Genomic DNA, 1,083 nt, shown 5'->3' on the forward strand with positions numbered 1-1,083 from the left:
ACTTCCTCGCCCGCGCCGAGCACCCGCGGCTCGCCGCGCTCGGCACCTCCTGCCCCGACCACTTCCTGCGGACCAAGGTGCGCCCGCTGGTCCTGGACCTGCCGCCCACCGCTTCCGTGGACGAGACGGTCGCGCGGTTGAAGGAGCTGCACGAGGAGTACCGGGCCGAGTACCGCGCCTACTACGAGCGGCACGCCACGCCTGATTCCCCGCCGATGCGCGGTGCGGACCCGGCGATCGTGCTGGTACCGGGCGTCGGCATGTTCTCCTTCGGCAAGGACAAGCAGACCGCGCGGGTGGCCGGCGAGTTCTACCTCAACGCCGTCAACGTGATGCGCGGCGCCGAGGCGGTGTCCACGTACGCGCCGATCGAGGAGGCCGAGAAGTTCCGCATCGAGTACTGGGAACTGGAGGAGGCCAAGCTGCGGCGGATGCCGAAGCCGAAGCCGCTGGCCACGCGGGTGGCGCTGGTGACCGGCGCGGGCAGCGGCATCGGCAGGGCCATTGCCCGCCGGCTGGTCGCCGAAGGGGCCTGCGTCGTGGTCGCGGACCTCAACGCCGAGAGCGCCGGCACGGTGGCCGAGGAGCTGGGCGGTGCGGACAAGGCCGTCGCGGTGACCGTGGACGTGACCGACGAGGCGCAGATCGCCGCCGCCTTCCGGGCCGCCGTGCTCGCCTTCGGCGGCGTCGACCTGGTCGTCAACAACGCCGGCATCTCCCTCTCCAAGCCGCTGCTGGAGACCACGGCGAAGGACTGGGACCTGCAGCACGACATCATGGCCCGCGGCTCCTTCCTCGTCTCCCGCGAGGCGGCGCGCGTCATGACCGCGCAGGGGATGGGCGGCGACCTCGTCTACATCGTCTCCAAGAACGCCGTCTTCGCCGGGCCCGACAACGTCGCCTACTCCGCCACCAAGGCCGACCAGGCGCACCAGGTGCGGCTGCTCGCCGCCGAGCTGGGCGGGCACGGCATCCGCGTCAACGGCGTCAACCCCCGACGGCGTGGTGCGCGGCTCCGGGATCTTCGCCGGCGGCTGGGGCGCTCAGCGCGCGGCCACGTACGGCATCGAGGAGGAGAAGCTC

General features: G+C 72.2%; 1 pseudogene. It reads left to right on the forward strand.

What is annotated here, in order from left to right:
• Positions 1-1,083: pseudogene (gene rhaD, locus C3481_RS15975) on the forward strand (bifunctional rhamnulose-1-phosphate aldolase/short-chain dehydrogenase); the annotation flags it as partial.

The organism is Microbacterium sp. Ru50 (assembly GCF_002920555.1).
In the GTDB taxonomy this organism is placed as follows: Bacteria; Actinomycetota; Actinomycetes; order Actinomycetales; family Microbacteriaceae; genus Microbacterium; species Microbacterium arborescens.